21 protein-coding genes are annotated in these 24904 nt (G+C 55.2%); 2 read left to right on the top strand and 19 right to left on the bottom strand.

Going from position 1 to position 24904, the window contains the following annotated elements:
• Positions 1-52: 52 nt before the first annotated feature.
• The 13 genes from ACKI1H_RS17165 to ACKI1H_RS17105 all read right to left on the bottom strand — a co-directional run bounded on the left by ACKI1H_RS17165 (position 53) and on the right by ACKI1H_RS17105 (position 13408).
• Complete coding sequence (locus ACKI1H_RS17165; RefSeq protein ID WP_440465715.1) at positions 53-1330, bottom strand: outer membrane protein transport protein; 1278 nt, start codon at positions 1328-1330, stop codon at positions 53-55.
• Between the two features lie 237 nt (positions 1331-1567).
• On the bottom strand, positions 1568-2611 hold the full coding sequence (locus tag ACKI1H_RS17160) for an MBL fold metallo-hydrolase (protein WP_440465714.1): 1044 nt from the start codon (positions 2609-2611) through the stop codon (positions 1568-1570).
• A gap of 8 nt (positions 2612-2619) precedes the next feature.
• Positions 2620-3213: a TetR/AcrR family transcriptional regulator gene (locus ACKI1H_RS17155; protein WP_440465713.1), complete on the bottom strand. Its 594-nt coding sequence runs from the start codon at positions 3211-3213 to the stop codon at positions 2620-2622.
• Between the two features lie 16 nt (positions 3214-3229).
• A complete protein-coding gene (locus tag ACKI1H_RS17150; RefSeq protein WP_440465712.1) occupies positions 3230-4030 on the bottom strand; it encodes a crotonase/enoyl-CoA hydratase family protein in 801 nt (266 codons plus the stop codon).
• A 99-nt stretch (positions 4031-4129) separates the two neighbouring features.
• Positions 4130-5314, bottom strand: a complete 1185-nt coding sequence (locus ACKI1H_RS17145) for an acetyl-CoA C-acyltransferase (RefSeq protein ID WP_440465711.1) — start codon at positions 5312-5314, stop codon at positions 4130-4132.
• Between the two features lie 15 nt (positions 5315-5329).
• Positions 5330-6253 carry an SDR family NAD(P)-dependent oxidoreductase gene (locus ACKI1H_RS17140; protein ID WP_440465710.1) on the bottom strand — a complete coding sequence of 308 codons (924 nt, stop codon included), beginning with the start codon at positions 6251-6253 and terminating at the stop codon, positions 5330-5332.
• A 23-nt stretch (positions 6254-6276) separates the two neighbouring features.
• Positions 6277-6738, bottom strand: coding sequence for a MaoC family dehydratase (locus ACKI1H_RS17135; RefSeq protein ID WP_440465709.1), 462 nt, complete (start codon positions 6736-6738; stop codon positions 6277-6279).
• Positions 6739-6749: 11 nt separating this feature from the next.
• Entirely contained in the window at positions 6750-7523 is a 774-nt protein-coding gene (locus tag ACKI1H_RS17130; protein ID WP_440465708.1) for an SDR family oxidoreductase, read from the bottom strand.
• A gap of 16 nt (positions 7524-7539) precedes the next feature.
• Positions 7540-9312: an acyl-CoA dehydrogenase gene (locus ACKI1H_RS17125; RefSeq protein ID WP_440465707.1), complete on the bottom strand. Its 1773-nt coding sequence runs from the start codon at positions 9310-9312 to the stop codon at positions 7540-7542.
• Between the two features lie 11 nt (positions 9313-9323).
• Positions 9324-10109, bottom strand: a complete 786-nt coding sequence (locus ACKI1H_RS17120; protein ID WP_440465706.1) for an enoyl-CoA hydratase/isomerase family protein — start codon at positions 10107-10109, stop codon at positions 9324-9326.
• A gap of 81 nt (positions 10110-10190) precedes the next feature.
• A complete protein-coding gene (locus ACKI1H_RS17115; RefSeq protein WP_440465705.1) occupies positions 10191-10979 on the bottom strand; it encodes a crotonase/enoyl-CoA hydratase family protein in 789 nt (262 codons plus the stop codon).
• Between the two features lie 65 nt (positions 10980-11044).
• Positions 11045-12610, bottom strand: coding sequence for a long-chain-fatty-acid--CoA ligase (locus ACKI1H_RS17110; protein WP_440465704.1), 1566 nt, complete (start codon positions 12608-12610; stop codon positions 11045-11047).
• Between the two features lie 129 nt (positions 12611-12739).
• Positions 12740-13408, bottom strand: coding sequence for a Crp/Fnr family transcriptional regulator (locus ACKI1H_RS17105; RefSeq protein WP_440465703.1), 669 nt, complete (start codon positions 13406-13408; stop codon positions 12740-12742).
• 196 nt (positions 13409-13604) lie between these two features.
• Here ACKI1H_RS17105 and ACKI1H_RS17100 point away from each other — a divergent pair, with 196 nt between their 5' ends.
• Positions 13605-14162, top strand: a complete 558-nt coding sequence (locus ACKI1H_RS17100) for a TetR/AcrR family transcriptional regulator (RefSeq protein ID WP_440465702.1) — start codon at positions 13605-13607, stop codon at positions 14160-14162.
• 216 nt (positions 14163-14378) lie between these two features.
• On the opposite strand, the gene ACKI1H_RS17095 is transcribed toward ACKI1H_RS17100, so the two are convergent.
• The 5 genes from ACKI1H_RS17095 to ACKI1H_RS17075 form a co-directional block, all read right to left on the bottom strand.
• Positions 14379-15245 (bottom strand): IS3 family transposase, encoded by an 867-nt coding sequence (locus ACKI1H_RS17095; RefSeq protein WP_440465701.1) that lies wholly within the window; start codon positions 15243-15245, stop codon positions 14379-14381.
• Positions 15242-15535 (bottom strand): transposase, encoded by a 294-nt coding sequence (locus ACKI1H_RS17090; RefSeq protein WP_440465700.1) that lies wholly within the window; start codon positions 15533-15535, stop codon positions 15242-15244. Before ACKI1H_RS17090 ends, ACKI1H_RS17095 begins: the two co-directional genes overlap by 4 nt.
• 78 nt (positions 15536-15613) lie before the next feature.
• A complete protein-coding gene (locus ACKI1H_RS17085) occupies positions 15614-19246 on the bottom strand; it encodes a hypothetical protein (protein ID WP_440465699.1) in 3633 nt (1210 codons plus the stop codon).
• Between the two features lie 154 nt (positions 19247-19400).
• Positions 19401-20063: an inovirus Gp2 family protein gene (locus tag ACKI1H_RS17080; protein ID WP_440465698.1), complete on the bottom strand. Its 663-nt coding sequence runs from the start codon at positions 20061-20063 to the stop codon at positions 19401-19403.
• A gap of 416 nt (positions 20064-20479) precedes the next feature.
• A complete protein-coding gene (locus ACKI1H_RS17075) occupies positions 20480-20677 on the bottom strand; it encodes an AlpA family transcriptional regulator (RefSeq protein ID WP_440465697.1) in 198 nt (65 codons plus the stop codon).
• Positions 20678-20922: 245 nt separating this feature from the next.
• Between ACKI1H_RS17075 and ACKI1H_RS17070 the strand changes: the two genes are divergently transcribed.
• Complete coding sequence (locus tag ACKI1H_RS17070; RefSeq protein WP_440465696.1) at positions 20923-22593, top strand: YfjI family protein; 1671 nt, start codon at positions 20923-20925, stop codon at positions 22591-22593.
• A 141-nt stretch (positions 22594-22734) separates the two neighbouring features.
• On the opposite strand, the gene ACKI1H_RS17065 is transcribed toward ACKI1H_RS17070, so the two are convergent.
• The gene (locus ACKI1H_RS17065; protein ID WP_440465695.1) at positions 22735-24861 is read right to left on the bottom strand and encodes an NERD domain-containing protein; all 2127 of its coding nucleotides are present in this window, start codon (positions 24859-24861) and stop codon (positions 22735-22737) included.
• Between the last annotated feature and the right edge of the window lie 43 nt (positions 24862-24904).

The raw sequence follows: 24904 nt of genomic DNA, 5'->3' as shown, positions 1-24904 counted from the left end.
CTACTGCTTTGTGGATGCCGCCAGCTCATTCCAACTGGCGGCATCGGACTCGTCAGAAGCGGTAGGTCAGCTGCGCGGTGAGGCCATGAGCACTGTTGTCGTACCTAGCGCTGTAGGCCGGCTGCAGGCCGGAAGTGTTCTCTTGGTTAATCGAGGCCGTGCTTTCCCATATGTAGGCATAGGCGAAGTCGATCGTCAGATCATCCGCCGGCGAGTAACCGGCTCCTAGCGTGACACTATGACGATTCCCTACTGGAATGCGCACCGAACGGTTCTCGTTTGTTGCCGGAGATGGGTCATAGGCGAAGCCGGTCCGCAGCACCCACTGCGGGCTCAATTGGTAAGACGTCCCCAGTGCTACAGACCAAGTGTCATGCCAGTCCACGTCCTCACCAATACTTCCAAATCCCAAAGCCAGGCCAAGCGGAGGGACGCCTTCATTCTCAGCAACGAACGCCTTGAGGCGACTCCATCGCGTCCAGGTCGTCCCCAGGTAGCCCGTCCACTTATCGTCGAAACGATAGGTTAGAGAGGTGTCTACTGATTCTGGCAAGGTTACGTCTAAGCTAGTGCCATAGCGGCCGTTAAGGCCAAAGGCAGCAGGTGAGTCTGAAACCGTCGTATGGCCTTTTAGGGTGTAATCGACCTTCGATCGATACGTAAGCCCCCACGTTGCAGCATCACTAAGCTCAACCATCACGCCGAGGTTATATCCGACTGCGGTGTCGTCCCCCTTGATTTTGATCTCTGCGTCCTTGCCAGCAGGGTTCAATGCTGCAGTGGCCAAGTTGTTTTTCAGCTCGCCGTCAATGCGATTGATAGTGACGCCCCCGCCAACGGAGATGGAATCGTTGATGCGGTAGCTTATGGTTGGTTGAAAGGTGACGACCTTCACCATGCTATACGAGCCGTGATACCGCCCTTGAAACGAAGACTCATAATCGTTGACTAGCCCATAAGGGGCATATACGCCGATGCCGACACTAAAGTCATCGTTCAACGGGGTTGAGGCGTAACCGAATGGAACCGCTGCAAGCGGCGCAGAGTCGCCCTTATTGGACCCAGAGGCATCGCTGGACACTCCGCTGATGTCAACACTGGGATCGATGACAGCGAATCCCCCGCTCACCTCGGCACGTTTGAGCTTCACCAGTCCAGCAGGGTTACCAAAGATAGTGCTGGCATCCAGGGCGCTTGAAGCTCGGCCAGCGTAAGCGGTACCAGCTCCACTGGCGCTTTGTTCATTCAAGGCAAAGCCGTTCGCGTGTACTTGCAGCGAAAAAGCATAGGCCGCAAGGGCCACGGCACCCGGAAAAGTCTTCTTGTACATTGTCAGCTGACTCCGATTCGGAAAATGGCCATCTCGTGACTACTGAGATGGTCGCAACCGCATTCCGACGTTTTTGGCAAACGCGTCTCGAAATATGGCGACCGAAATCCTATTGAGAACCCTGGGAACGAAGTGTCGGCCAGGTGACAGTTGACGGGAGGGAGGCCCCCTTAGTGCTGAAAGTCGTGCGGATCGAAAGCCTAAGAGGGGCGCTGGTAAGCGACTTTTCTTACCTGACTACATGTCGCCTGAAGTGCTCTGATACCAAGCAATACCAGCACCGTCGATGCTTTTATCGACCAAGCCATCTGAAATCAGATAGTTGAGGTTAGCGACGCTTTCACCTGTAGCCATAGTCAGCAGAAAGCCATCAGACATCGTAATCGGTCGACCAAAAAGGCATTCGAATATGTCCACGGCTCGGTGAGGTCGCTGCAGCAGCTTGAGCAACTCATCGAAGATGCAGCTCTGTATGTCTCTCAGATGATCAAGGCGCGCGTGCAATCCCCTAAAACACTCGTTATGAGATGGCAGCACAAGCGCATCATCACTTACAGACTGTTTAAGCTTGCTCAAGGAAGCAAGCCAATCCCGCATGGGATCGGCATTAGGCTGCAGGGATGGAACCGATACATTGGAAGTGATTCTGGGGAGGACTTGGTCACCGGAGATGAAAAGCGCAAGCTGTGGGCAGTAGAGGCAAGCGTGTTCTAGCGTGTGCCCCTTACCTACAATGACCTTCCAATCGACGTCTCCTATCGAGATCAGATCCCCATCTGACAGACATCTGAAAGAACTCGGCAGTGGGTGAACCGAGCTACTGAAGCCGCCGTACGATTGTTGGAAACTCTGCAACGCCTCATCGCTCCACCCGGCGCGGCGATAAAACTCAATCTTCGCTGGTGGCGCTTGTAACTCCGGCTCGAGCAGTGCTTGGCACCCGTGGTACTCGCCTGCGGTCATCCATAACTCGCAGCCAAAACGATGCACCAACCAACCAGCCATACCAACGTGATCGGCATGCATGTGCGTGCAAATGACCTTTGAAATACGAGCACCACAGAGTGCCTCGTCAAGCACGTAACGCCAGGTTGACTCGACGATGTCATTACGAATGCCGGTGTCGACGATGGCCCACCCATCACCGTCCTTAATCGCCCATAGGTTTACATGGTCCAGACGAAACGGGAGTGGCATGCGTATCCAGAGTACCTCTGGCGAAACCGCAGTCACTGAGCCCAGTTCTGGCTTTGCGAAGGGGTAGCTCAAGGCAGTGTTCATGATCTCCCCTAGTACAGGCCTGGAATGCTGGGATAGGACGCCAGATAGTCCATCGAGTACTCTGTGGCCTCTGCAACCTCTCTAGCCCAAGATTCAGACCCTGCGATCCGAATCAGCAGCCCTGCTCCCAGCATTGCAGCAAAGTGACTCATCGCCTCTTCACGGTTCCTTCCAGAGTCTAGAGCAGCCCTGATTGCAGTGTTAAGCAATCGCTCCACGCCGACTCTGAACTCCTGGTTTAACGATACGGCGTGGTCTTCATCTGGAGCGTCTCGGCTAAAAGCAAGCACCGGACAGAGTCCCTTTTCAGCAATCGCAAGATAGGCGGAAGTCAGGCTATGGATAGGAGAACTCTCCGTAGCCTGCTCTGCCGAAGACTCCCAGAAATTAAGCGCATCCTTGAATGCTTGTTGGAAGGCTTCATGCGCAAGCGCTTCCTTCGATTCGAAGTATTTGTAAAACCCACCTGTCGTCATACCCAATGCGCCCATGATATTGGAGATACTCACTGCATCTACCCCACGCGAGCGGAACAGAGAGACGGCGACGCTCAGTATTTCTTGCCGGGTACGCGCGGCTTTCTCGCTTGATGCTTTGCTCATAGCTTGACTCCTGGCACTACCAGGTTCGACTGACATAGCTCTGTTCGGACTTCTTCAGACGGCGCATGGTCGCAATGGTCTGATTGCGCTTACCAATCACCCGCCGTTGCCAAAGTCGCTCCAGGCTCAGGGCAGATCTTTCCGTCCCCGACCACGCACCGACGAGCAAGCGCTTCCCCGCTGCTATTGCATCTGGGGACTGCTTTTCAAACTCCGCACACAGTGCATAGGCTGCGGACATCGGGTCTTCGGCAATGTGCGTAATCAGCCCAAGCTCTTTTGCGTCGCTAGCAGATATGGTCCTTCCAGAGAAGGTCAGCTCCATAGCCACGTCCTTGGGCAAGAGCTCACGCAATAGCACCGATCCCCCCATATCAGGTACGAGTCCCCAGTTGGACTCCATGATGGAGAGCTGAGCATCCGGAGACGAGATGCGAACATCGGCTCCAAGTGATATCTGCAGACCTGCGCCAAAGCAGTTGCCATGGATAGCTGCAATCACGGGAACGCTCAGCGTTCGCCAGATCATGGAAACACGCTGATAGCGGTTTTCTGTGGGTTTCCAGAGGGGAATGAACGCTCGAAGCTTTGCCCATTTACCGCCACTGAGAATGGACTTGAGATCCATGCCTGAGCAAAAAGACGGACCATTACCTGTGATGATCACAGCGCGGATTTCGAGGTTGGTCTTTAGGTATTCAGCACACCGAATTAGCTCCAGGAGCATCTCCGTGCTGACTGAGTTGTGCTTATCAGGGCGGTTCAGTCTGACCACCGCGACGGACTCAATTGCATCGAGCTGAATGTGCTTCCACATAGGTACTACCATCGGTGATTTGCCCAAAAAAACGAGAGCTGTCGAAGGTGCGTGGCCCTCGACAGCTCTCAAGCCCTGGGACAAGGGAAGGAAAATTTCTCAGACGACCTCGAAAAGACCGGCTGCGCCCATACCGCCGCCAATGCACATCGAGACGACAACAAACTTCACGCCCCGGCGCTTGCCTTCAAGCAGCGCGTGACCAACCAAGCGCGCGCCAGTCATACCGTACGGATGTCCAATGGAGATGCTTCCGCCATTGACGTTGTAAAGCTCTGGGTCGATTCCAAGCTTTTCGCGGCAGTAGAGCACCTGGCACGCGAAAGCTTCATTCAGCTCCCACAGGCCGATATCCGACACTTTCAGGCCATGCTGCTTTAGTAGTTTCGGGATGGCATAGATCGGACCGATGCCCATCTCTTCGGGAGAACAACCCGAAACGGTCATTCCCCGATAGATACCGAGCGGCTCAAGGCCACGTTGCTCAGCAAATCGTGCCTCAGTCAGTACGCAGGCGGATGCGCCGTCCGACAGTTGACTTGCGTTACCACCGGTGATGACGCCGCCTTCGAGGACAGGCTTAAGCTGAGAGAGTCCTTCATAAGAAGTATCCGGGCGATTGCCCTCGTCCCTGTCCAGCAGCAAGTCTCGGAAGCTGATCTCGCCAGACTCCTTGTCCTGCAGCTTCATGCGAGCCTGGTACGGAACGATCTCATTGCCGAAGAGACCTAGATCCTGGGCGCGCGCCGTACGCAATTGCGACTCCAGTGAGTAGCTGTCTTGCTCCTCCCGGGAGATGCCGTACTTCTTCGCGACAAACTCAGCAGTGTGAAGCATCGGCATGTAAGCATTTTTTACCGCTGCCACGACGTTCGGATCGGCCTCCTTGGCGACCCAACCGAAGTATTCGCTCTGCACAGCGGAGATGTTCTCCTGGCCGCCGGCAATGACAGCTTCCATTCCATCGAAAGTGATCTGTTTCGCTGCCGTCGCAATGGCCATCAGACCAGAGGAACACTGGCGATCCATAGTCTGCGCCGGCACTGTGACTGGCAGGCCAGCTGCGATGATTGCATTACGAGCGATGTTCCCGCCGGCAGTACCTGCTGCCAGTACAGTGCCGATTACTGCATCCTCGAACACCCCACCTTCAAGGCCGGAGCGCTCCACCGCATGGCGAATAGTGTGCGCCATGAGGGTCGGTGATTTTGTGTCATTAAAAGCGCCGCGGAATGCCCGGCCAATCGGAGTACGGGCAGTCGAAACGATAACAGCCTCACGCATTGCGAGATCCTCGAATTAGCTGGGCAATTTGACGCCCAGGGCACCGGCAGCTTTGCGGACAAAGCGCATGGTCTGATCGAAAGCGCCTTCCAGCGCCGCCTCACCTTCAGGGTTGGATATCTCGCCAAATCGCGAGGCGATTACTTCGGGAGTGCGCTCCTGCTCGTGTAGGAATAGGCCATCGGTTTCGTAAAGGTGGCTACAGGCAAATACACCTGCGCCGGCACCCAGGATGACCTTGGACGGTGCTTCTTCACTGGCGAGGAACAGCAGGCCTGGAGTGATGGTTTCCGGAGCAAGAAGCGGCACGATAGGTGGAGGAATCAGTCCTTCGGTCATCCGAGTTGCCGCTGTGGGCGCCAATACGTTCACGCGAATGTCGTTTTTCTGGCCTTCCAAATGCAGCACGTTCATCAGGCCCAGCATCGCGGCCTTTGCGGTACCGTAGTTCGCCTGGCCGAAGTTGCCGTAGAGGCCCGACGCGGACGAGGTCAGAACGATGCGGCCATAGTTCTGCTCGCGCATCAGATCCCATACAGCCTTGGTGCAGTTCACAGTGCCGCGGAGGTGAACATCAATCACCTTCCAGAAGTCGTCGAGAGATCCCTTAGCGAAGGTCGCATCGCGAAGGATTCCGGCGTTATTGATCAGAATGTCAACGCGCCCCCACTTGGATCGAGCCTGCTCCACCATGGCCTCGACTTCGTCGTAATTGGCCACGTTGGCACCATTGGCAATCGCTTCGCCGCCGGCTGTGCGGATCTCCTCCACCACTGCCAGAGCAGCGTCTGAACTTGCTCCACTTCCATCCCGAGTTCCACCGAGGTCGTTGATGACGACCTTGGCACCACGAGCTGCCAAGCCAAGGGCGTGAGAACGCCCAAGACCATTGCCTGCACCAGTTACGATCGCTACTCGACCGTCAAAACGAATAGTCATTTCTTGTCCTTCTGTACGTCGGGTCAGACCAGGATCATCGAGATCCACTCAGCAGCAAGTGCCGGCCTTTCTTCGCCTTCGATCTCAACGGTGATGGATGTGATGACCTGATAGCGGCCCTCGCCAGCTTCGGTGAAGTCCGTAATCACGAACTTGGCGCGGATGCGCTTGCCACTGCGTACAGGAGCCAGGAAGCGGACTTTGTTGTATCCGTAATTGATGCTGGCCTTCATTCCCTCGAGAGCAGGAAGGGTCTTCTCGATCAGGGAAGGCAGCATCGATAACGTCAGCAGACCGTGAGCGATGGTTCCACCGAACGGTGTTCCCTTAGCTTTAACTGGATCGATATGGATGAATTGATGGTCTTCGGTGATATCGGCGAAGCCATTGATTCGCTCCTGGTCCAGAAGCACCCAAGGAGACGGTTCCAGATCCTTGCCAATGAGCTGGCGGAGTTCGTCAGCGGAGACAGTACGATTGGTCATGACCGAGTCCTTCAGCGGGTGGTGGAGTAGCCGCCATCCAGCGGGATGATGGCGCCGGTGATGTAAGCCGAGGCCGCCGACGAGAGGAAAATCGCGGTCCCGGCTACGTCAGATGCCAAGCCGACGCGACGGCGGGGAATCGTCTCGGTGATTTGGTCCGCGTTCTCCTTCAACATGAACTCAGTCATCTTCGTCTCGAACGGGCCCGGGGCGATGGCATTCACGTTGATGTTCGCGCGGGCCAGATGCGCGGCCAGATGGCGAGTGAGGTGATGCACGGCGGCTTTGCTTGCCGAGTAGGAGTAGTTGCCGTAGCCGGGACTGGTCAGACCATCAATGGAGCCGATGTTGATGACGCGGGCGGGGTCTTCATCGGTACCGGCACTCTGCAGGGCAGTTCCCAGCTTTTGAGTCAGGAAGAAAATGGACTTCAGGTTGATGTCCATGATCTTGTCCCAGCCGTTCTCCGGGAACTCGCCGAACTTGGCGCCCCAAGTTGCGCCGGCGTTGTTTACCAGGATGTGCAGCTTTGGCTCGCGGCGGAGAAACTCCTCCGCAAATGCGTTCACCTGCTCCATTGAGGAGAGGTCTGCTGCGATTCCGATGGCTTCGCCGTACTGCTTAAGTTCGGCTTCAGCTTCAGCGCATGCCTCGGCTTTGCGGGAAACCACATAGGTCTTCACGCCGGCCTTAACCAGGCCTTTGGCAATCATCAGGCCAATACCACGTGTGCCGCCGGTCACCAGCGCGACTTTTCCGCTCACATCAAACAGATCATTTCTCATGGTCAACAAATTCCAATTAAAAATTGAGGCTTACTGGATAAGCGCGAAGGGACTGCTCGATCTCGAGACCCGCCATTAAACGACTGACGCGAACCTCGGTTTCTGGCAGCAGGTAGGCGAAGTAAAACTGGGCCTGAGCGCGTTTTGCGACCTTATCGATCGGAAGGTTGTTGCTATCCAAGGCGAAGAGCACGCGTAGCCAAAGCGTGGCCATGACACCGTGACCAACTAGCCAGAGGAATTCGCGTGCACACTGCAGAGCCGCAAAAGGAGAGCGCTGCAGCTCTTCTTTCAGCACGCTCACCACATCTTCAATACGGCTAAGGAGCTTGAGTGTCCGCTTTACGTACTCAACGTGGCTCTCGTTGCTCGGAAGCTCCGCTATCTGGCTGCGTAGCCAATCCACTGTTGCGTCGATAGCTTGATGTCGACCGTCATCAAGGCGCCGGAGAATCAGATCCAAAGACTGAACATCGTTGGTGCCTTCGTAGATCGGCAGAATCTGCACGTCGCGCAAAAGAACTTCGATGCCGGTGTCGCGGATGTAACCGTGGCCGCCGTGTGTCTGCATCGCGGCTGTTGCGACGTCGACACCAATCTCGCTGCTGATGGCCTTGGATGCGGACATCAAGACCGGGAGGATGACCTGAGCACGCTTCGTCGAGTCAGCCCCTTTGGGACCAAGCGACTGCTCATTCACCAGCGATGTCATAAATGCCAGCATCCGCGCCGACGAAGTTAGCGTACGCATGCGCACGATCTCGCGGCGGATGTTGGGGTGGTCAGCGATGGGAATCGAACCTTTATTGCCACCGACCAAATCGCGGCCTTGAATTCGCTCCAGGGCATACGCGATTGCATTCTGACTAGCAATCTCCGCCACACCGATAGCCTGGAAAGAGGTACCAATCCGGGCCAGCTTCATCATGCTAAACATGCCCATCAGCCCTGCTCCGGGCGCGCCCACAATCCAGCCTTGGGCCCCCTCAAAGAGCAGTTCAGCAGTAGCTGATGCATGAATGCCGAGCTTTTCTTCTACGCGAGGACAAGTCACCCCGTTGCGGGCTCCCAGCGCCCCGTCAGCAGCAACGCTGAACTTAGGCACGATGAACAAGCCCAACCCGGCCAGGCCAGCTGGCGCACCCTGGATTCGTGCCAAGACCAGATGCACGATATTTGGGGTGAGGTCGTGATCGCCACCGGTGATGAAGATCTTGGTGCCCGAGAGTCTATAAGTACCGTCCTCAGCCTCGGTCGCGATGGTGCGTATCAAGGAGAGATCGGTACCGCATTGCGGCTCGGTCAGGCACATGGTGCCGTTCCACTCCCCGCTACCAATTTTCTGCAGATAGGTTTCCTGCAGATAAGGGGAGCCAATTGTCTTCAGCACCGAGTACACGCCCAGTCGAATCGACGCATACAGCGCGAACGACATGGAGCCTGCACTCAGAAGCTCGTCGCAGGCAAAACCAAAAGGTAAGGGAAGCCCTTGTCCGCCATCCTCGATAGCCGTGTGTAAGGCACCCCAGCCATCCGTTACGAAGTCGTTGTAAACCTCGTGGTATCCAGCAGGCGCTTTCACACCCTCATTGGTAACCAGGCAGCCCGCACTATCAGCAGATGCAATGAGCGGCACCAACCGCTCGGAGACAAACTGCCCCAGGGTTTCCAACACGGTTCCGAGCGTCTCTGCCGAAGCGTCCTCGCCCGAAATCGCCTCGTACTCCTTGGCCAGCACGTGGCCGGCCAGGAATTTGTATTCACCCACAGGGGCTTGGTAGGTAGTCATCGCCTACGTCCTCATTCGCCTTTGAACGTCAGGCCTTTCTGCAGAACAGCAGCACCTTCTTTGGTGAAACGGTCTACAGCGTCGATCATGTCGGCGGTGGCGAAGGTGGCGGGGCCGGACTCCAGCAGACGCTGATCGGCAGCGCCCAAGCCATGAGCGACTGCGGTGTTGATCAGGTGCTTGGACGCGGCATAGGCGACGGTGGGGCCATTCGCCAATTTGGCGGCGTAAGCGCGGGCTTTGGCTTCGACTTCGGCGTCCGGCATTACGCGATTCACTAGCCCCCACTCGAGCATCGTCTTGGCATCGTAGATCCCGGCGCTGAAGACCATCTCCTTGGCGCGAGCCAGGCCAACGCGGGCAACCAGACGCTGGGCCCCTCCGAGCAGGGTGGTAGTGGCAATACGTGCTTCCACCTGACCGAAGTTGGCCGACTCGCCGGCGAAGATAATGTCGTGGATCTGCGCCATTTCGCAGCCGCCGCCCAGGCACATGCCCCGCACGGCGACTACCGTCGGGAACGGCAGGTTTTCGAACCGCTGCATTTCCGGGATCGAGCGGTTGAGCATACGGCGAGCGAAATTGGCATCGCTGCCGGTGAAGTTACTGATCACATCGGCCCCGGCGCAGAAGTGATCACCTTCAGCGATCGTCAGGAACGCACGGGCCTTGGCCTCAATTGCCTGATCCACCGCATCCATCAAGCCGCGGAAGGATTGGTTGGTCAGCAGGTTCATTGGGCCGCCGCAGAAAGTTGCAATCGCCAGAGCGCCATCCATTTCGAATTTAACGGTCATGCTTTTAACTCCTAAGTGCAGGTTTCACCGGGCAAGCCGGTAGCGTCCCGCTCACGAAGAGCAGGCAGGAAAAATGAAAAATCAGCGTCCCTTAAAGACAGCCGGCCGACGCTCGGCGAAGGAGCGCAACCCTTCCATGAAGTCTTCCGAGGAGAAGCACTTCTTCTGAATTTCGGGAATGCAGTCGATAGCGGCTTGCTCGCCCTCTTGCAGATACTTGAGCGCAGCGGCTTTGGCCGCACGCAGGCCGATCGGCGCGTTCTTGCAGATAAGACGGGCAATCTCCATTGCGCGCTCCTTGTGCTGCCCGAAGGGGTGCACTTCCTGGACGAAACCGATCTCCAGTGCGCGCTGGGCGTCAAACTCGTCGCACAGGAAAAGGTGGTACATCGCGTTGCCCCAACCCGTGCGGGTGAGGTAACGGAAGTGAGCCCCACCGAGCGGAGCGATACCGCGTTTCGACTCCATCTGGCAGAACGTGGCTGTATCCGCCGCAATCACGATGTCGCCCGCCAGCATCATTTCGATGCCTACGGTGTAGGTTTTGCCATGGACCACAGAAATGACTGGCTTTGTGCAGCGGTTGTACAGACCGAACGGATCCACCCAACCCTCGGGTAGCGGTTTGACGGTCGCATTCGGACCGAAGAATTTCGGCATATCGAGGCCGGCAGTAGTGTGTTCACCTTCGGGGCACAGCACTGCAACCCAGATGTCATCGTCGTTGTTAACCGTGGTCAGGTGCTCAGCCAACTGCTCAATCATTTCCGGACTAAATGAGTTGAGCTTGGCGACGTTGTCGACGGAAATAACGGCAATGTGATCCTCGACGCTCATGCGAACTTCGCCAGCTTTTTTCTCTTCGCTCATGAAGTAATCCTTCCTTTAGGGGCTGCTGATAAACCAATCGGAAACACGCTCGCGTTCGCGTAGCGTCAGGCGACACCGCGTCCCTGTTGCTTCCAGTAGGGTTCTTTGATTAGGCGGCGAAGGATCTTGCCGGTGGCGTTACGTGGAAGGTCTGCGACGAAATCGACTGTCTTAGGGATCTTGAAGCCAGCAACCTTTCCTCGTGCGTGGGCAATGAGCTCCTCAGCACAGAGTGCGACTCCCGGTTTGAGGACGGCTACGGCTTTAACTGCTTCGCCCCATTTCTCGTCGGGAACACCAATCACTGCGACGTCAGCGATTGCGGGATGGCTGTAGAGGATGTTCTCTACTTCTGCGGGGTAAACGTTCTCTCCCCCCGTAATGATCATGTCCCGCTTGCGATCGTAGATGTAGAGATACCCACGGTCGTCGATGTAGCCCATGTCGCCGGTACGGAACCAGCCATCCTGAATCACCGCGAGCGTTTCATCCTCGCGATTCCAGTAGCCTGTCATTATCTGGGTGGAGCGGCAGACGACTTCGCCGATATCCCCGGACGGTAGGGGCTGGTCGAATTCGTCGATAACACGGATTTCTACACCTGCAGTCGCACGGCCGCAGGAAAGCGCAAGATCAGCGTCACCTGCCGCAATCTCTTCGTGGTCATCGACCGTCAGATAAGCGATCGGTCCCGAGGTCTCCGTCAGTCCATAGATCTGCCCAAAGCCGGTGTGAGGCAGCGCGGCCATTGCCTCTTTCAGCAGCGATGTAGCCATCGGAGCTGCGCCGTAGAGAATTTTCTTGAGGCTTTTGCACGACTTGCCAGTTTGCTCCATGGCGGCAATCAAACCGCGAACCATCACAGGAACCATGAGCGTCATGGTCACTTGCTCGCGCTCGATGGTCGCGACGATATCTGCGGGGACAAAGTCGCTGACAATAATTAACCGTGCACCTCGTGCCAGCCCGAAGATGCCGAGCAGGGAACCTGCCACGTGTGCATGTGGCAGGCAGAGAAGCACGACATCGCCGTGACCAATCTGACCGCAAGGACTCCGCTCGCCAGTGACCAGGGACGAAAGAGGCGCCTTGAAGATACTTTCGCTGGAAAGGCGAACCCCCTTCGGAAGGCCCGTTGTCCCACTGGTGTAGATCTGTAGACAGTCGTCGCGCTCACGCATCGTCGACTGGCCGGCGGTGTCCGAGTACTTGTCACGCCATGACGCATAGGCATCGCCCATGACAATTACCTGCTCGATGAAATCAAGCTGCGGCCTGATCTGGTCGAGCAATGCCTCAAAAGCCACACCGACGAAAAGAACTCGAGGGCGACAATCGGTCAAGACCTGAGCGATTTCGGCTGCGGAAAGCCTGATATTGAGCGGGGTTAACGCAAGGTTGGCTCGAGCAGAGCCTATCCATACCTCATAGAATTGGTCACTGCTAAAATCGAGGATCGCGACACGCTCTTGCTCTGTCACGCCAAAAGCTGCGAGGCCGTTAGCCACCTTGTTGGCTTTAGAGTCCAACTCCACAAAGGTGGTGCGAGCATTTCCGCAGACAAGAGCTGTTTGATCAGGCGGCAAAGCAGAGTTCGCGCGAGCGACGTCCGCGAGGGTCAACTCAGTCATCAACGTATCTCCTGAGCGCCGTGATTATTTTTGGATGGCGCTTTCAGGAATCGATGCTAGGAAAACCCGGACCTCAACAACGTCTTCCAGATGACACTTCGTTGAGCATTTTTCGCTGCCACTAGTCTGTCAGTGATCTCGCCCATGACGTTGATTGGCTGTGATGTACCGACGAAGGCCATCGGGGTCCTTCACAGTGACCTTTCCGTAATTGGTCTCTATGAGGTCAAGCTTCCTCAGCTCAGTAACCACGCGATTTACGCTCTGGCGAGTCGAACCAACCATCAATCCGATGTCAGCCTGGGACAGAGGAATATTGGTTCCTCTTTGGGCATCAGAAATCCAGAAAAAGCGAGATGCAATTCGCGCTGGGACAGGCTGCGTAAGCAGCTCTTCCAAAAGCCTTAGCGCCCCTCGCAAACGACGGCTCAACTGAGCAGAAACGGCAGCGGCTGCCTCAGGATGAGCCGCCAACAGTGCGTTAAAATCTCTGACCGGCCAGGCCCTCAACTGAACCTCACCGCGAGTGATGAAAGACACTGACGAAGGGTCGCCATCGGAGACGGAACTGTCCCCTACCATGTCGCCAGGTTGATAGATGTAGATCAGAACCTCTTGGCCATCCTCAGTGAAGATACACTGACGTATCTCCCCAGCTATGATCTGGAACACCTCAATGACGGGGTCCCCCTGGCGGTAGATAGTAGTGCCATCGCCGTAGCTTCTGATCCGCGCATTCGCGTGCAACGCAGCGCGAACCCCTGAACTCAGGTCTTCGATCCAGTTGAAGCCGCTCATTCTTGTTCTGGCTCCCATCGGTGGTCATGCGAGAGCAGTCTGTTCGTCACATCGACACACGCTGTGTCACCTGCAAGACAGTTGCAGGCCTATCCATTGAGGTAGAAAGTATCCGAACATCTGTTCGGCTTAATCTAAACAAACGTTCGGTAAGTGGTCAACGACCACCTATCTCAACCTACCCAGGAGTCAATCGGTGCGACCTCAGAAAATTTCGCGCGCTGAATTGCTTGGCCTTTGCGCCAACGTGTTCAAGCGTTACGGGTACCACGGCACGACGATGGATGCTCTGGCCGGCGCTTGCGGCTTGACGAAAGCCTCCTTCTATCATCACTACCCCAATAAAGAAGCCTTGATGAGCGACGTCCTCGTCTGGACTCACGAGTGGGTAAACGAAAAAGTTTTCAGCATTGCATACGACGAGAGCAGGACGCCTAAGAAGCGGCTGTTGGACATGGCTAAAAAGGCAAAGAACCTTTACAAAGACGATAGTATCGGCTGCCTCATGGGAGTCATCGCGGTGGATGCTACGTATTCGCTCCCAGAGCTGATGCCCCAGATCCGCCAATTCCTCAACGACTGGGCCGAGGCACTCGCACATCTGTTCGAGACTCGAATGAGCAAGACTATGGCCCTGAAACAGGCCAAGCAGACTGTGGCAGACTATGAAGGAGCGATACTCCTTTCTCGAATTTACGGCGACTTCAGCTGCTTCGACAGAGCCACTGCTCGTGTGGAGGGTCTACTAGAGTAACGAGCGGGCAGCTATATCCGCAGCTGCCCTGCTCGTTTAAAGCCGCAATTTAGAACTTTAACGTTGCGCCAACATAAAATCGGCGACCGTCTTCGACGTAACCATAATCATCATATCTGATAGTCTTATCTCCGAGATTGTAAACACCACCACGAAGTGACAATGACTTAGATACCTGGTACACCCTGGTCTGTCCCGGAACTGGTGGACAGGTAGTTAAGAGTTACTGCTCGCATAGCGCCGCTCAAAATCCATCGGACTGAGATAGCCCAGCGTCGAATGGCGGCGACGGTAATTGTAAAAGCGGATGTAGTCGAACAGGTCGGTTTTCGCCTCGTGATAGCTGGCATAGCGCGTCAGGTGCACCCGCTCAGCCTTCAGCGAACGGAAGAAGCTCTCCATCGCAGCGTTGTCCCAGCAGTTCCCCGGACGTGAATGGCTGGGCACGATTCGATGGCGCCGGAGCAAAGCCTGGTAGTCGTACGCGCAGTATTGGCTGCCACGATCCGAGTGCAGCAGCACTTCTTCTTTCGGCTGTCGGCGTACAACGGCCATCTCCAGCGCGGCGTGTACCAAACCCTGTTGCATGCGGTGGTGCATTGCCCAACCGACGACGGCGCGTGAGTAGAGATCGAGCACGACGGCCAGATACAGCCGGCCTTGATCCGTCCGCACGTAGGTCATGTCCGATACCCAGTGCCGATTGGCGCGATCCGAGGCGAACTGGCGATCCAGATGGTTCGGGGCAATCGGCAGAGCATGGCGACTGCTGGAAACCAACCGCCAGCGCTTGCGCGAGCGAACGCGCAGACCGGCCTCGCGCATCAGTCGAGTAACCCGGTGTCGACCACACGCATGCCCCATGGCCGCCAACTCGGCCTTGATTCGGCGATGGCCATAGATCCCATTCACCTCATGGTGGATGGTACGGATCTCCTTGCTCAGGCGCCGATTCGCCATCTCTCTCGCCGAGGGAGGCCGCTGCTGCCAGGCATAGAAGCCGCTACGGGATACCCGCAGCAGCCGGCACATCGGCGCTACGGGATAGCGACCGGCCAACGCCTCGATCGCGCGGAACTTCACTTCGTGGGCTGCGAGAAGATGGCGAGCGCCTTTTTTAAAACATCACGCTCCATGGTGACCTGCGCCAACTGCTGGCGTAGACGACGCAGCTCCGCGCTCTCGCCCCGCTGCCTGCCGTTGCCCGGAAAGGCATCGTCACCTTGCTGCTCGTACTGGCGCTTCCATTTGCCCAGCAGACTTTCAGCGATACCGAGCGTCTCGGCTACATGACGAAGCGGCGTGCCGGCAAGCACCTGGTCTACCGCCTCGCGTTTGAAGGATTCGGGAAAACGTCGTCTGGTCTGGGTCATGAACACTCCTTGCGGTGGCCATTATCCACCTTAAGTCAGTGTTCACTCAGCCCGGGACAGACCAACCTACCCTCATACTCAAGTTTTGGATTTAGGCTTTGGGTCTGGCTTGGGCTTCGCAGCTGCCTTAACACTGGCCTTAGCTGGCGCTTTCCGAACCTTCGTGGTCGCCGCCACTTTAGCCGCCCCCTTCTGGCGCTGCTGACCAAGGTTTAAGATGAGAAACACGACTTTCACCTCTCCGAAATCTCCCTGGTAGCGCGCTACAAATCCGGGCGGGCGGGAGTCCACATGTGCTAAAGCCTCCTGCCCCAAATACGTAAACTCCGGGGGGCAGGCAGCCTCGCACGCAGTCTCCAGGAACGACAAAAGCGACACCTTATCCTCCAGGTAGGCGTAGCTAAGATGGAAGAACATTCGCGTGGTGCTGTAGCCAAGCAACTTCTGGAAGTGGCTTTCGACATTAGCTCTCACTGCGTTCTGGTTTACCGACCTCTCGCAGATGAGCGCCTCTATCACCGATAGCGTTGTGCTCCCCCACATGACCTGGAGGTCCCTTTCTCCGGGGTTGCCCTTCGCGGTGAATCCACCTTTGGATTGATCCACCACAGTCCAACCCAGGAATCGCACACGGGCGGCAAGTATCTGCTGGATGAACGCGTTCAGATCGTCCTCGCAAGAGTCGATACAAACGCCTTTCATCATGGGTACCAGGGAGATCAGAGCATCTCCAGCAGCTCGCACGAACTCAATTAGCAGCGACTCAAATGCATTCTCCTCTTGCGTAAGCATCTGGGCTTGCTGCTGAGGGTCTAACGCAAGAAAGCGCGCAAGGGCGGAAGGAAGTTCGTCCCTGAGGCTATCGTATATCGAGGCTTCCGGAACTGACAGATAAGGCGCGCCGCTAGCAATATGAGATCGTGCGGCAGCAAGGATGGGTGTTCGGCCACAAGCATGCTCTGCCGTGTCCAGCTCAGTTGTTGCCTTGGACTTTTGGCCCATTCTTGCCAAAGCAACAGCCCGATAGGCTGATGCAGTATCTTGCAGTCGGGTAAAAGTCACGGCAGCCAAGCTTGCCTGTGCCTGCGCGGGCTCGGATAGAGCTAGCAGCAGGAGAGCCCTATTGCACTCAAACGCCTCGTCTGCTCCTTCAGCTCCTCCCTGCAGCTTTGACGTCATGCCTTGGGCTTCCATGAGTATTTGCTGACCTTCTCGGACCTGCTTCCCTTCTAGCAAACAGAATCCGTCACTCCCCAGAAGAGCTCGCAGTGCAGCAGCAAACCAGTTCGTTGCTACTGCCCAAGATGGGCGCCTGGAAAAAAGCTGAGCGAAAGTGGATCTTGCGCCCATTGGGCTTCCGTTGATGCCATTCAGAGCTGAGATTGCCTGGGTAAACTCCAACGACTCCCGGGCTTGCTGTCGGTCCACTTGAGAAAAGTGGGCAGGCACCTCGATACGAGCAATAGCATCCCAATCCTGATGCAAACAAAGAATCTGGAGGTTGTTTTGAAACCGCTCTAGCTCTCGCCCTGGTACCTGTCCCCAGGTTCTGAGTTGCTCCTCCGCCTCCATGTATTTCATTGCAGCTTTTGCTGCTCCGGCCGCGATCAGCTGGGTGATTCGCGCTTGCATCTCCGGTAGGGAATAAATGGCTCCTGCATCACCCGGTGCAAGATCAGCAATACGCTGTTCGATCTGGAGTCGCAGGTGAGAAGGACTCCGCTGAAGTATCTGTGCCAGAAGCAGCGGCTCATCGGTCTCCAAAATCGCAGCCAAAAGGCGCTCCTGATGAGCCCTGTTGACCTTCCCTAGAACAGCAGCCAAGTCAAAGGCCAAGGGGCGATCTTGCGGTTGCACACCGACTCGAGATTCCTCACGCGGAGCAAATGCAGCAACGCGCCCCTTCTCCTTGTGCTCAATAGCACCAACTTTGACGGCTGAGATCAGCGCTTGAAACAGGTCTTCAGCAACATCCGCCGCGCTACCAACGGTTGCTCGGCATAGAATTCGAATGTGGGCGCGAATGGACCGAGCAATCGTTGTCGCGGCAATGTACTCATTCCCCGACTCGTCGAGTAAAGCGTTCAGCCTAGCCCGTACATCGAGTGGATAGAGAAACGCTTGGCGCAACTGTCCATCTCGTAGAGAGACTCGCCCTAGTGCAGCCGCTGCCGCGGATCCAATTCGGTGCGTTTCTAATGAATAGCTGCCAGAAGCAATCGAGCCTGCATAGCCGCGGACAACTGCGTCAGCATCAATTTGCTCATCAAGCGCGCCAATGACACACAAGTCTAATACCGCAGCGAAGGCTGGCTCCCCTAAGCCACGCTGAACTTCATCATGACTTAACGACTCGGCGAGCTCGATCAGTACCCCACTCTTGCATGTGGCCAGCTCTCGCTTGAATGCCAAATACAACGAATCGCCAAGAGCAGCATCGTCGATGAAGGCTCGTGGCGCTCGCTCATGGAACCACCTAAGGAGTGTTGCAACATCCTGGACGTCAGCACTGTTCGCCCGCAGGTGCTCACCGAGAATCGAGACTGCGTCATCAAAAGCCTCCGCCCGATCGAGCAGATGCGTACGACTCAGCAATTCGCGCTCCCAGCCTCCCGACGGAGATGCCCACTGTGCGATGACCAGGCACACCAGACCCGAACACCTAGGATCCAGCACCAAGTCGGCAAGTAGGCTCGGGGAAGTTTTGACATCAAGCAGTAGCGTGTTGAAAAGCACTGCGCGATCAATAGCAAGGGTGACCAGTCGCGTCGCGAGAGGATATGGCGCCGGAGAGTGGTCAGCATTGACCACGTCTGAGAGGAGAATCCTCATCAAAGCAACCAAATCACTAGACAGCACGTAAGACTCGAAAGTGAATCCTTCCACTGACCTGGATTGAGTCCAGAGTGCCTTCTCTACCGCAGTGCAAGGCGTAGGCCGAATGTCACCAAAGAGTCGAAACCCTTCTGGTGCTAGCTCCACCTGCCTGAGATATCTGTCGCGTGACTTTTCCCACGAGAGGAGTTCAGGCTCCTCAAACAATAACGTGAGGACCGTCTCTTGGAATATCTCAGCGTCAGCGTCGCTCCATACCACTCGAGGAACCAAGGATGGGCACTCCAAGAGCTTCCAGCAGTCGACCCATCGGCGCAGTGCTTGAGCAGGAGAGGTCTCTTTCTGCAGGAAGTCTTCCCATAGCCTTGCAGCGACCCACTCCGGCGTCCGAACAACGATCTTTGGCAGGTTTCCGTCGGTCGACGCGAATGACTCAACAAGCTCTGCCACGCCCGGGTCATGGCGAGTCTCAACCTCGAACTCGAGTCGATAACAATGTAGATCCGACAACACTCTCTGAACGGCGCCTAAATCTCCTCGCTGCGACTGAGCTATTGCGTAGCGAAGGCTTCGCTCGGCTCCGACGCGCCCCCAAATGCAACGAAGCCACCCCGCATCAACTGCTGCCTCAAGGTCTGCCAAAACTGTGTTATCTGCAGATAGCCGGTTGTAGGACGTGCAAGCAGTCGACCACTCTGAATTGGGATGAAGCACCAGGCCAGCCAAGAACCTTCGAGCCACTTCGTCCTCGACCACTCTCACGTTGGCACGGTACGAACCATGCCGTGGGCCGACGCTGAGCTTGCTGGCAAAGCGTTCTCGTAAAATGGCACGGGTCTCGTGTGGAGAGTGGCGCAAGCTGGCAAAACGCGACATCGAGCAGATCCTTCTTCAACATCCTGAGATCCAATTAGCGCTCCACCATTACACAGTAATCATCGACACGCACTAGTAGACTGAGCACCTTTCTCACATTGATCTACACGAACCGCGTCTGCCTATTCTCTCGGTCCTAGCCTTGTGATGAGGACTAGCCTTGGCTGTATCCAAAGCCATGCCGTCCATCGCCATAGTTTTTTGTGGAGGCCTTGCAGAGGTAGCTACCCCGATAGAAAAACTCGTCTAATCCTTCGATATAAAACCCATGCCGTTTGAGTCTGTACCCGGCGCCTCCAGGGATCTCGACCAAGCCGCGGACATCGCTTACACGCAGTTCCAATGCACGGGCCCAAGACTCTTGGAGTCGATTGAAGATGTTCTGCTCGCAGGACGTTTTCTTACCTATCGTGAAGTAGGCATCTGCATTGAGCAGTATTAGCAGGTGATAATGTGGTCGCTCTCCCTTACCCACCTCTCTGGCCCAGAAATATCTCACCCTGCTGTCATGAGCGTATTGATTACGAGCCTGAGCACGCTGTCGATCATGCTTGATCTTTGCCTTAAAGGATTCTAGAAAAAGATTGATGACCTCGTTGGTGTAAGCGTGCTCTGGTAGAGAAACACCCAACGGCAAACGCAGATCCACTCTGAATGCAAAAACCCGTGGATATTGATCTATAGCTCGCTCAATTGTGCGCAAGAAGCGCTGGAGATACTGCTCAATAAGTGCTCCCGCCTCAACCATTACGGGAAGCCCCTGAAAGGTCTCAGCGCTGTGGAGCCGGAGGTTTGTGTTGCTTGAATGGCGAGGCATGGAACTAACTCCTTTGTAAGTCTCATACTCTTCACCAAATGATTAAATCTTAACAAATAAATAATTTACTCTAACCAAAATTAAATACAGACAGTCTATAAGGCAATATACACACCAGACCCCGAAGAATCTATAGAGGTGTAAGATTCATATTACCCGCACCGAAGAAGAAAACCTCGACAGACATGGATATCAAATCTCAAAAACCCAAGACTTCTTGACGCCCACAACAGCCCAATCACTCCGAAGATATATCATCGCACACCTTAACTACACATCCCCTCAACCACCCTCAAGCCTCTCTTTTATCGTAGTTACGGCCATTCCTTGTCTCTCCTACCACTTCGGCATAAACACCAGGGCTGCGCTGAGCGCAGCCCTGGTGTTTATGCCAAATTACTGAATACCTACCCGCTCTACGCAACACTCAGATCGGAGTCACGTTCATCAATTTTGGTGAGCACCCAATCAAGTACTTCCTCCTCTACCCAGCCCGTGCAACGTTCACCCAAAGAGACAGGCTTGGGGAATGTCCCATTAGCGATAAATCTATAGATGGTCGACCTGGGCAAACCCGTGGTGGTCATTACCTCTCGCAGTCGCATGATCCTCATGAACGTGGCCCTCCTGTTCGTTCAGAGGATTGGCGGAGTCTTTAAAAAAAAACGCTAAGGATGCTCCTCAGCAGCTATCAAACCGTCCATCCCGCAGGAAAATGGTCGCTCAGACCTGAATTTTCGGAAAGTTTGAGCCACGTCAATACGCGCCGGAATCTCCCAAAAACCTAAGGCCAATCGTCATTGCACCCCTGCTATTTTTGCTACGCCTAGCAGCAATAGCGGATTTTTAGGAAAACGAGATGAGCGACGCGAAGACTGAATCCATAGAAAACGAGCAGCTGAGATGGAGCGATGGATGGCCATGCTTCCGAGAGCACAGCCTTTTTGAGAGTGCGGTGGAGGAATCTTCCCGCCAGCAGGAAGTGCCCCGAGAAATGTCAATGATGTGCGCGCTCGGTGCCATGTCAACGGTTTGTCAGCAGTACGTTGATGTTGAAATGCCTCGAGGGAACCGATCGCCGATCGCCCTGATGCTGTTAACGATTGCAGACTCCGGCGAGCGCAAGACCACTGCTCAGAAGTACTTTTTTGAGCCAATCATCGCTATCAATCAGAAGGCTCTCGACTCTAACAATGATGCACTCCGAGAACACCGCATCCAGCACCAGATCTGGGGAACTCAGAAGCGACAGTTAGAGCGAATGTATAGCAAGCATGCAAGTGCAGGTGAAAAGGAAGCTGCCGATGCAGCCATTGAGAGTATTCGGGAGCATTTACAAAATGAGCCGGCTCCCGAGGCATCACAAAAATTCCTCTATGAGGACACAACCCCTCAAGCGCTAGTTCAGTTTCTCTATGAGAATGCTCAGCACGGCTGCCTATTGAGCAGCGAAGCCAACAGCATCTTCAACGGAAAAGCTCTGAATGATCTCGACAAACTAAATACGCTCTGGGACGGCGGAACCCTGATTGTCGACCGTCTATCCAGGGAGCCAATCACGCTCAGCGGCGCTCGGCTTACATTGTCGTTAATGACACAGCCAAGCGTAATATCAAAGTTCATGGGACGACGAGGAGAAGAGGCTCGAGGTACAGGTTTTCTTGCCCGTTTCTTTGTTGTGAAACCTAAATCCATGGCCGGTAAACGGTCAAGTAAACAAGGAGTATCCAAATGGCCACGAAAAGAAGCATTTGGCAACAAACTCCGAAAAATCATGAACACCCCAGCGCCAAAAAATCGACAAATACTGAAATTCTCCGAGCCAGCCAAAAGCCTCTGGTTTGAAATTAACGAATATATTGAGAAAAACATGGATGAAGACGGACTGTACTACCACATGAAAGACCATGCATCAAAACTATTAGAGAACACCAGCCGCCTAGCTGCAGTTCTGCATGCATTTGAGCGCGATTCTAATGATGATACCGAGATAGACCTATTCACTTTGCAATTCAGTTGGAAGTTTACTCAGACCTGTTCTAGGCATTTTGCAAAACATCTAGCGAATGAGCCGCAAATTGTCACTGACGCGTGCGAGCTTGCGAACTATCTCTTGCAAGAGTGCCATAAAGACACAAGAAATAAGGACATTATTGATGATGGTCTACCCGGAGCCAGAGAGCGCGCAGCGAACTCGACTCTCCCCCCTCATCTCAAGCAGGGAGCAAGAGCAACGGTTACCCTTACAAAAATCAAGCAATACGGCCCCAATAGACTTCGAGGCAGGGCTAACTCCGAGAGGCTTCAAGCGGCTATTGAACTGCTCACTAAAATTGGCCACCTAAAAAAAGAGGGCCCCCACTACAAATTCAAAGAATCCATCTTGCTAGATGAGCCGCCAAGGCTCAGAAATGGAATCGACATAACAGTTAACGCCCTCCCCTTGTTCAACGATCAAGAGTTCGTAGAACTTGAACGGCGCGTCGGACGACACGAGAAAGGGCATTACTACATCACTGTCTCTAGATAATTATATTCTCGAGCCTAACGAGCCTCAGTAGAGGCTCGTTGCAAAAAAAATTGCTCAGCCCCCCCCGCAAAATTGCTGCGGGCAAAGGGTCGAGATCGCTTGGCGAGTCATTGTCATTCTCTAAACGAGGCCAGGCAGTATTCAACCAAGCCCTCGCCAAAGCTCTCCCAACTCAACGACTTCGACGAATCGCTCAGCAGAGAAACCTTCGGCGTACATCGAGCCGTGGTCGTCCTCACTAGCCTGCCCCACCGGGCGCAGAAGATGCTTTTCGTCCCTCAGAATGACTTCAAGCACCTCACGAGACACAACTCTGAACCCATCCACTGACTGTCCATCTAACTCGATGGATGTGTCGACTATCCAGGCATGCATGTCCACTTCTGGATGCTGACCGCGGTAGCTCAACCTGGCACGTAAACTCTGATCTGTCCTCAGTGCATCAGCAACTGTAACGCGCTTACGACGCAGCTGCCACGCAGCCTTACGCAGTGTGGTCGTCCGATGGAGCCAGACCTCGTGGGGTGTCGAGCGGATGTATCCCGACTTGACCTCAAGCAACAAGAGCACCCCATCCAGTTGGCAGATCAAATCCACCTCTCCAGCGTCCTCCTCCTCTGACGCCGGCGGGCGATATCCAACCTCAACAGCGAAGCCACGTTCTCTCAGACGCTCGGCCAGCATGAGTTCCACGCGTTGAGTCTCTGCGAGCAGGCTAGAGCGACGCGCATCCACACGCCGCAAATTATTCAGCGCTGCAGTCACGTTGTTTTGGAGTGCAACAACCCATGGGAATTGAAAACTGTAGCGCCCAATTTTGTAGAAGGGTCGCTCATAGAGCCTTGGAACGGGCATCCGCGGCTGCAATTTCAGCTGCTCTGATAAGGACTTTAGGTCGCTGCTCCAGAATCTCAGGATCGACCTGGCCGAATCTATGCTGCCCTTGGGGTGCTCCTCACAGGCAGTCCATGCCTTAATTCGCAGTAGCTTTTCCTCACCCTCAGACCATGTCATCGGGAACCTATTCTCGCCCACCTCCATGCCCTTCATAGCCAGTCGACCAAGCGCGTGAGCAACCACTCCAGACTCACGGAAGTGGTCCTGAAAGGGCTGGATAAACTCCTTCTGGAAAAACACCGACGTCAGCTCGCTCGCCAGCAAAACGTGCTGAAGCTGGACCCATGAACCATCACCGAGTGATAGTTCATCTCCGATGCCGTAGACCTGCTGCAGCTGTAGCTTGCTGCGAATCGTCTTGATGTATGCCAGCTGGTTCAGTTCATGATTCTCAGCCGAGCCGATCACTTCTCCTGCCATGCCGGAGTCGATGAACTCCTGTACAGCACGGTTCATCCAGTAGTGCCAGAGCAGATCGTACTTACGCCCAGTGCGACGCCACTGCTGCTCCCCCTCCTCCGAGCCGTTGTAGATGACAGGCTCGCCTGGCTTTAACTGGTAACGGCAATCAGGGTCGAAGCAGAACCAGTTAATCGAGCCTTCGTAATCAATTCGCTCCTGCATTGCTGTCGTCAGCACGGCTAGCGACTCTAGATTGGTACGGGTCGCTGCCGGGATCACGGTACCTGGCTCCGTGAAGAGAATCGGAGCGCAATGCTGTTTCAAGGACTGCCCCAATCGCTGCTCGCTCAGGCGAAAATCCTCTTCCTGGCAGGTTTGGAGCTTGCGAAGAATGATGCGGTTGTAGACCTCCCACTGCCTACCAGCGGGATCGCCTCCAGCAGCATCAGCGAACGACTGATAAGCGAGGATGCTCAGGTACGTAAGCAGCTCGAACAGTGACAATTGTTTCAGCTGATTTTCGGCCTGAAGAATGAGCGCATCGAAGGGTTCTAGCTGCTCGAGGAGGCGGTCGCAAACTCCGAAGAAGACGCGCCACTCCTCATCATCCAGCGCGGTTCGAAGGCCAATCAAGAGAGGCGAATCTACACGTTCAAAGAGCTTCGAATAGCGAATCGCCCACCTGAGTGTCTCAGGGTTTTGGGTAGCCAGATGCACCAATAGATCGAGACTAATTGCGTCGTCGAAATACAGCACTCGGCTTAATGCGAGGCTTGCTAGCTTGGAGTCCTGGACAGTCTGTTGATCCCGCCAGAACGGTGCTGAAGCCAAGCCTAAAGCTCGGTCATGAGCCGAAGTGTGCTTACCGGCAGGTCGCTGATCCAGAAAGTGATGCAGGCACTCATCTAGAGCGCGGCTACTACCTCCTACCGACTGACTCCGCCTGAAGATCTGCTGGTAATGCTGCAAGCATCGATCTCCCTTCTCACTCACCCGCTGCACTCCTAACAGC

This window comes from Pseudomonas sp. YH-1 (genome assembly GCF_051990045.1).
Taxonomy (GTDB): domain Bacteria; phylum Pseudomonadota; class Gammaproteobacteria; order Pseudomonadales; family Pseudomonadaceae; genus Pseudomonas; species Pseudomonas nicosulfuronedens.
This window is presented reverse-complemented; position numbering and strand designations above follow the sequence as displayed.